Annotated in this window: 1 protein-coding gene; it reads left to right on the top strand. The window is 66.4% G+C overall.

Translation table 11 applies throughout. The features are described 5' to 3' along the window. On the top strand, positions 1 to 747 hold a 747-nt coding region (trbB, locus tag EOA22_RS35890; protein WP_245478793.1), incomplete at both ends, for a P-type conjugative transfer ATPase TrbB.

Here is a 747-nt window from a genome sequence, read left to right as displayed (position 1 = left end):
CGCGCATGCTGCGCACGGCGCTTGGACCGGCCATCGCCCGCTTCCTTGAGGATCCCGAGATCGTTGAGGTGATGCTGAACCCGGATGGACGCATCTGGGTCGACCGGCTGGGCAAAGGGCTCTGCGCCTCCGATGAACTGCTGGTCCCGGCCGACGGCGAGCGCATCATCCGCGTGGTGGCCCACCATGTCGGAGCGGAAGTGCATGCGGGTGCGCCGCGCGTATCGGCCGAACTGCCGGAGACAGGCGAACGTTTCGAGGGGCTGCTGCCGCCGGTCGTCATGGCGCCGACCTTCGCCATCAGGAAGCCGGCGGTCGCCGTATTTGCCCTCGGGGATTACGTCACTGCGGGGATCATGACCGTGGGCCAGGCCGACGTGCTGCGGCTTGCCGTCGAAAAAAGGAAAAATGTTCTGGTCGCCGGTGGAACGTCGACTGGCAAAACGACGCTGGTCAATGCGCTGCTGGCCGAGGTTGCCAGAACCACCGACCGCGTGGTCCTGATCGAGGATACGCGCGAACTGCAATGTGCCGCGCCCAACCTGGTGGCGCTGCGCACCAGGGATGGTGTCGCCTCGCTGTCCGACCTGGTCAAGTCCTCACTGCGGCTTCGGCCCGACCGTATCCCGATCGGTGAGGTTCGCGGCGCGGAAGCGCTCGATCTGCTGAAGGCCTGGGGCACCGGCCATCCAGGCGGCATCGGCACCATTCACGCTGGTTCTGCTACTGGCGCATTGCTGCGGCTCG

It is taken from the genome of Mesorhizobium sp. M7A.F.Ca.US.014.04.1.1 (assembly GCF_003998745.1).
In the GTDB taxonomy this organism is placed as follows: domain Bacteria; phylum Pseudomonadota; class Alphaproteobacteria; order Rhizobiales; family Rhizobiaceae; genus Mesorhizobium; species Mesorhizobium ciceri.
This window is presented reverse-complemented; position numbering and strand designations above follow the sequence as displayed.